Origin of the sequence: Acinetobacter sp. YH01018 (genome assembly GCF_013420295.1) — a bacterium.
Taxonomy (GTDB): Bacteria; Pseudomonadota; Gammaproteobacteria; order Pseudomonadales; family Moraxellaceae; genus Acinetobacter.
In genome coordinates, this window is record NZ_VOYL01000081.1 from 1 (window position 1) to 6,445 (window position 6,445).

Here is a 6,445-nt window from a genome sequence, read left to right on the forward strand (position 1 = left end):
AGAGTTTGATGCTCAGGGTGTCGCGGTTCGGTTTATTGACGACGGGATCAGTACCGACGGTGATATGGGGCAAATGGTGGTCACCATCCTGTCGGCTGTGGCACAAGCTGAACGCCGGAGGATCCTAGAGCGCACGAATGAGGGCCGACAGGAAGCAAAGCTGAAAGGAATCAAATTTGGCCGCAGGCGTACCGTGGACAGGAACGTCGTGCTGACGCTTCATCAGAAGGGCACTGGTGCAACGGAAATTGCTCATCAGCTCAGTATTGCCCGCTCCACGGTTTATAAAATTCTTGAAGACGAAAGGGCCTCGTGATACGCTTATTTTTATAGGTTAATGTCATGATAATAATGGTTTCTTAGACGTCAGGTGGCACTTTTCGGGGAAATGTGCGCGGAACCCCTATTTGTTTATTTTTCTAAATACATTCAATTTCGTTCCACTGAGCGTCAGACCCCGTATAGTGTTTTGCAGTTTAGAGGAGATATCGCGATGCATACGCGGAAGGCAATAACGGAGGCAATTCGAAAACTCGGAGTCCAAACCGGTGACCTGTTGATGGTGCATGCCTCACTTAAAGCGATTGGTCCGGTCGAAGGAGGAGCGGAGACGGTCGTTGCCGCGTTACGCTCCGCGGTTGGGCCGACTGGCACTGTGATGGGATACGCGTCGTGGGACCGATCACCCTACGAGGAGACTCTGAATGGCGCTCGGTTGGATGACAAAGCCCGCCGTACCTGGCCGCCGTTCGATCCCGCAACGGCCGGGACTTACCGTGGGTTCGGCCTGCTGAATCAATTTCTGGTTCAAGCCCCCGGCGCGCGGCGCAGCGCGCACCCCGATGCATCGATGGTCGCGGTTGGTCCGCTAGCTGAAACGCTGACGGAGCCTCACGAACTCGGTCACGCCTTGGGGGAAGGGTCGCCCGTCGAGCGGTTCGTCCGCCTTGGCGGGAAGGCCCTGCTGTTGGGTGCGCCGCTAAACTCCGTTACCGCATTGCACTACGCCGAGGCGGTTGCGGATATCCCCAACAAACGATGGGTGACGTATGAGATGCCGATGCTTGGAAGAAACGGTGAAGTCGCCTGGAAAACGGCATCAGAATACGATTCAAACGGCATTCTCGATTGCTTTGCTATCGAAGGAAAGCCGGATGCGGTCGAAACTATAGCAAATGCTTACGTGAAGCTCGGTCGCCATCGAGAAGGTGTCGTGGGCTTTGCTCAGTGCTACCTGTTCGACGCGCAGGACATCGTGACGTTCGGCGTCACCTATCTTGAGAAGCACTTCGGAGCCACTCCGATCGTGCCAGCACACGAAGCCGCCCAGCGCTCTTGCGAGCCTTCCGGTTAGAGGCCGTCGACAATGATAATCTGGATCAACGGACCTTTCGGCGCCGGAAAGACGACTCTCGCTGAGCGGCTGCGCGATCGGCGTCCGAAATCGCTGATCTTTGACCCTGAGGAAATCGGGTTCGTGGTGAAAGAAACGGTCCCCATACCAGCGAGCGGAGACTATCAGGATCTCCCCTTGTGGAGGGGACTTACGATCGCTGCGGTCAGCGAGATTCGCAGGAATTACTCGCAGGACATCATCATCCCAATGACGCTCGTGCACCCGGACTATCTGACTGAGATACTCGACGGGTTAAGGCAGATCGACGATCAGCTGCTGCACATCTTTCTGATGCTTAACGAGGACCTATTGCGTCACCGGATCTCGAACCAGACCATGCATCCTGACCCGAATCGGAATGCGGAGATTCGAGAGTGGCGATTAGCGAATGTCGCCCGATGCTTGGCCGCAAGGGAACGGCTTCCGTCCACAACCCGTGTTCTCGATAGTGGTGCACACACCAGCGATGAACTTGCAGCGATGGTGCTCGACAGACTCGATCAGCGCACCTGATCGCCTTCGACGCCTGCGCAAAGGGTAGCGCGAGGGTGGTGGTCTCAGTCTGCTTTGCGATTATTCTCCTAAGCCGTACCGCCTGACGGTCGGTTTACGTGACGCGAATGGGCGACTTCCGTTTCGGAAAAGCACCACCGCGGCATAGAGACGCCAGCTGCCGAAGCCTCCGCCTTGAAGGGACACGAACCGTCGACCCGCAAGTTGGTCTACTAAGTGATTGAAATCCAAACGCTCAGGCAAGCGGGGTGTCGGCTGTAGCGTAACGTTAAATTATAGAACCTAAAGCTCCAAATGCTAAATGGTATCAAGGGGCCAAATAGCGGCGGCTACAGTCGCCGCCTTTAACGGATAACAACCCGCAACGACTTTCGAGCCTGATTGGCTTCGCACGGCCTAGACACCAGGGTTGCACATATTTCCAGCATACAATTACACTATAGCTGGATCAAGCCCAAGGTGCACGCCGTACTACGACGCACTTGATCTAAAGTTGGCCCTTATCTCATTGAGACGGATAAAGAAACTCCTCGCAAAGCTCGATTTGTGGCTTCAGCATCGCGGTTCGGCGGTGGACCGCCGTGGTCATCGGCTTCATCGGAGTGCTTCTCGTGGTCAAGCCGGGCTATCTGCCGTTCCAATTGGGTCATTTGGCTGCCATCGGCACCGGGCTGGCCACGGACGCGGCAATCATCATCCTCAGGCGCGTCGGCGGAAAGGTGAAGACCACCAGCATGCTGGGCATCAGTGCCCGGCGCTTGCAGCGCGGCTGAGGCACGACATATGAAGGCGTAGCTGGAAACCCCCGTCAGGCCAAAATTGGCGACAGGGTCTAGATCCCTTATTCTAAAGCGCGGACCGACCCATAGTCGCTATTGGAGTGTCTCAAGCCGCAGGTCGTAGAAACGGCCGAGGCTCCTCAAATGATCGACGATGTCAGCAACAGATGGTCACGCTTTCCTTATCGCTGGCAGATTTTATCGACCACCTCACCAACACGGTCGAAGTCTTCTGCCAGCAGATCGCTCTCTGCAAAACATAGCAATCTTGTCCTACTGCGGTGATTGGGCAGCCGGTGGCGAAGATCTCATCAACGAAATCCGGGATCTGATCTTTACGCATTTCATCCTCCTGATGGCAGGGCGCCGATCGCATGATCTGAATAAGGTATGATCGTCATGGCTGACTGACCGCGCGACGCTTTCAGCGGCGTTGAGGCATAACCGGAGAGCCGCCGTTCATACGTGATGCGGCCTGCACATAGGAAACATGTCCTCACCGTAGAAGTGCAGCCGGATATGATGGCGCCGGCACAGCCAGCGGACGTTCAAAGGCTCGTCATACCTGTCATGATGCGCGTCCACGTGCGCGCAATCACCGTCAATCGACTGATGTTATCCAACATCTGTCCGAGACCCTGCCAGGCATTCCTCAGCGCGCGTGACCAAGAACAACTTTTGAGGTAGGTTGGTGCTGAGTACGGCCGCAGCCTGATAGGCTGCCGCAGCTTGGTCTTGGAAACCAAGACGCGAAAGGAAATCCGCCCGCGTCGCGTGAAAAAGCGGGTAGGTCTCCACGTCCCACTCGTCCTCAATCGCCTTAAGGACCGCCATCCCTGCAGCGGGGTTCATGGCCCACGACACAGCGACTGCTCGATTGAGGGCAACTACGTATGTAGGGCTCAACAGGAAGAGCGCGTCATATCTCGCCAGTATCTCTCGCCAATTGGTGTCTCGAAAGCTCGCAGCCCGCGCGTGACAAGCAGAAATCAACGCTTGCAGAAGATACCATCCAGTGGGAGACGACATGCGGCATGCTCGCTCAACTATCTCCAGACCTCGACGTATGAGCAATCGATCCCACAAGCCACGATCCTGACGATCGAGCGGCACTGGCAAGCCTTGACGATCTTGTCGGGCAAGCAGCCGAGAGCACTGGAGTTCCATGAGGGCTAAAAGACCAAGTACCTCAGGCTCCTCTGGCTTGATATGCGCTAGGGTCAGGACTCATTGCTCATAGCCAGAAGATAACGGTCGCAGCGAGAGCGATGGCGGAGAGAAAGGCCATTGGGCACCGGTCGTAACGCGTAGCGACACGCCGCCAGTCTTTGAGACGCCCGAACATGATCTCGATCCGGTTGCGCCGTTTGTAGCGGCGTTTGTCGTATTTGATGGTCTTCTTGCGGGATTTTCGACCTGGAATGCAGGGAGTGATCCCCTTCGCCTGTAAAGCGTCACGATACCAGTCGGCATCATAGCCACGGTCGGCCAGCAACCATTTGGCCTTGGGAAGTTCATCAAGCAAGGCGGCAGCACCGGTGTAATCGCTGACCTGGCCTGCCGTTATGAAGAAGCTGATCGGGCGACCACTCGCATCCGTTACGGCATGAAGCTTGGTGTTCATGCCGCCTTTCGTGCGTCCAATCAGGCGGCCCGCGCCCCCTTTTTTACCCGCAAGCTGGAAGCCGTGCGGTGGGCCTTGAGATAGGTCGCATCGATCATGATGGTCTTGTGCTCTGCGGCTTCAGGCACGGCCAGACCTTCCATCATCTGGATAAATACGCCCTTGTCGCCCCAGCGTTTCCAGCGGTTATAAAGCGTCTTCGCCGGGCCATATTCCTTCGGCGCATCACGCCAACGCAGCCCGTTGCGGTTGACGAAGATGATGCCGCTCAGAACGCGTCGATCATCAACGCGCTGGCGGCCATGGCTCTTGGGGAAATAGGGCTGAAGACGAGCCATTTGCTCGTCCGTCAGCCAAAACAAATTACTCATCAGTCGGGCTCCTATACGCCCATCTGAATCACAGCCGTCAGTTCAAATCAATGGGTCCTGACCCTAAACACGGCATCCGCCGAAACGGTCGCTCATGCGCGTGAGCTTCTTGGTCCTTCGCTGCTTGCTATTCGCGCGGAGGCGGAGCGGGCGGCGAGACGACGCGGATAAACGCTTGGCCAAAAAGCCACCAACGGCGACGGTCCTCCACCTCGGTCAAGCAGCGAGAGGTAGAGTGATATCTCGATAGGTATAGGGGTCTGACGCTCAGTGGAACGAAAACTCACGTTAAGCAACGTTTTCTACCTCTGACGCCTCTTTTAATGGTCTCAGATGTCCTTTAGTCACCAGTTCTGCCAGCGTGAAGGAATAATGGCCGAGCATATTGATATGTCCGTGGCAAAGCGGGGAGAGGCGTGCGATATCTTCATCATTCAGTGTTTCACCTTGCGCCCGGAGATGATCCAGGGCTGCCTGCATATACATAGTGTTCCATAACACGACGGCGTTAGTGACCAGCCCCAGTGCGCCCAGTTGATCTTCCTGACCGTCGGTATATCGTTTTCTTATCTCACCTTTTTGACCGTGACAGATGGCTCTGGCAACGGCATGGCGGCTTTCTCCCCGATTAAGCTGGGTCAGAATGCGCCGGCGGTAATCTTCATCATCAATATAATTAAGCAGATACAGCGTTTTGTTGATGCGCCCCACTTCAATGATTGCCTGAGTCAGTCCGGAAGGACGTTCACTTTTCAGCAATGAACGGACCAGCACTGAAGCCTGTACTTTGCCCAGTTTCAGGGAGCCAGCGGTCCGGATCATTTCGTCCCACTGAAGGACTATTTTTCGGGGATCTGATTGCCCTCTGGCAATATCATTCAGCACGCCATAGTTGGCATCATGGCCCATTCGCCAGAAAACCGAAGCACCGGCATCAGCCAGGCGTGGAGAAAACTGGTATCCCAGCAGCCAGAAAAGGCCAAAGACAAGTTCGCTGGTACCTGCTGTATCGGTCATAATTTCGGTTGGATTCAGCCCGGTCTCCTGTTCCAGAAGGCCTTCCAGCACAAAGATAGAGTCCCTCAGCGTCCCCGGTATAACGATGCCATGAAAGCCGGAATACTGATCGGACACAAAGTTGTACCAGGTGATCCCTCTGTTATTACCAAAGTATTTGCGGTTCGGTCCGGCATTGATTGTTCTGACTGGCGTAACAAAGCGCATTCCATCTGCAGATGCCACTTCTCCGCCACCCCATATCTGTGCCAGTGGCAGCGTTGCCTGAAAATCAACCAGTCTGGCATTAGCGCTGGTGATAGTTTCAGCCCGCAGATAGTTCGCTTTTGTCCAGTTCAGCCGGTGTCGGGTCAGTGCAGGAACATTTGATCTGATCAGTGGTTCCAGACCGATATTGCAGGCTTCAGCCATCAGCACGGCGCTGATGCTGACGGGCAGATCATCAACTCTGGCACTGGCTTCACTAGCATGGAAAAACTCATCAGCAAATCCGGTATGGGCGTTAATTTCGAGCAGCAACTCCGTTAAATCCACCGGAGGGAGCAGATCACTGATCATTTTGCTCAGTCGTTTCAGACTGTCCGGCTCATCAAGACTGGCGAGGGGAGAAATTGTCAACCGGGGCTTCGGGCCAGAAACATCGAGTTCGACAGCCTCATTTTCGCCAAGACGTGCAGCAACCTGTCTGTAACGACTATCAAGCTGATGACCCAGAGATTTTATTGCTTCCTGCGGGTCTGTCGGG

At 55.3% G+C, this 6,445-nt stretch carries 7 protein-coding genes and 1 pseudogene; 4 read left to right on the forward strand and 4 right to left on the reverse strand.

Features of this window, described 5'->3' with window-relative positions; translation table 11 throughout:
- The 4 genes from FTT83_RS15175 to FTT83_RS15190 form a co-directional block, all read left to right on the forward strand.
- Positions 1–316, forward strand: a 316-nt coding sequence (locus FTT83_RS15175; RefSeq protein ID WP_004152828.1) for a recombinase family protein, incomplete at its 5' end; no start/stop codon positions are given.
- Positions 317–493: 177 nt separating this feature from the next.
- A complete protein-coding gene (gene aac(3)-IIe / locus FTT83_RS15180) occupies positions 494–1,354 on the forward strand; it encodes an aminoglycoside N-acetyltransferase AAC(3)-IIe (RefSeq protein WP_000557452.1) in 861 nt (286 codons plus the stop codon).
- A gap of 12 nt (positions 1,355–1,366) precedes the next feature.
- A complete protein-coding gene (locus FTT83_RS15185) occupies positions 1,367–1,909 on the forward strand; it encodes an AAA family ATPase (RefSeq protein WP_002063889.1) in 543 nt (180 codons plus the stop codon).
- A gap of 581 nt (positions 1,910–2,490) precedes the next feature.
- On the forward strand, positions 2,491–2,682 hold the full coding sequence (locus tag FTT83_RS15190) for a hypothetical protein (protein WP_040234282.1): 192 nt from the start codon (positions 2,491–2,493) through the stop codon (positions 2,680–2,682).
- Positions 2,683–2,845: 163 nt separating this feature from the next.
- Here the strand turns inward: FTT83_RS15190 and FTT83_RS15195 are convergent, their stop codons facing one another.
- From FTT83_RS15195 to FTT83_RS15205, 4 genes and pseudogenes are all read right to left on the reverse strand, one after another.
- Positions 2,846–3,031, reverse strand: coding sequence for a hypothetical protein (locus FTT83_RS15195; protein WP_004197549.1), 186 nt, complete (start codon positions 3,029–3,031; stop codon positions 2,846–2,848).
- A 272-nt stretch (positions 3,032–3,303) separates the two neighbouring features.
- The gene (locus tag FTT83_RS16265; protein ID WP_306415568.1) at positions 3,304–3,912 is read right to left on the reverse strand and encodes a DUF6596 domain-containing protein; all 609 of its coding nucleotides are present in this window, start codon (positions 3,910–3,912) and stop codon (positions 3,304–3,306) included.
- Positions 3,913–3,922: 10 nt separating this feature from the next.
- Positions 3,923–4,683 (reverse strand): IS5-like element ISKpn12 family transposase gene (locus tag FTT83_RS15200; RefSeq protein WP_085947932.1). Its coding sequence is split into 2 segments (ribosomal slippage): positions 3,923–4,359 and positions 4,359–4,683, totalling 762 coding nucleotides; the frame shifts between segments, so codons are not numbered across the junction.
- A gap of 288 nt (positions 4,684–4,971) precedes the next feature.
- A pseudogene (locus tag FTT83_RS15205) lies at positions 4,972–6,445 on the reverse strand (Tn3-like element Tn3 family transposase); the annotation flags it as partial.

Excerpts from the sequence above, each read along its gene's own strand:
- FTT83_RS15185 (WP_002063889.1), top strand. The coding sequence starts at position 1,367 with ATGATAATCTGGATCAACGGACCTTTCGGCGCCGGAAAGACGACTCTC.
- FTT83_RS15195 (WP_004197549.1), bottom strand. The coding sequence starts at position 3,031 with ATGCGTAAAGATCAGATCCCGGATTTCGTTGATGAGATCTTCGCCACC.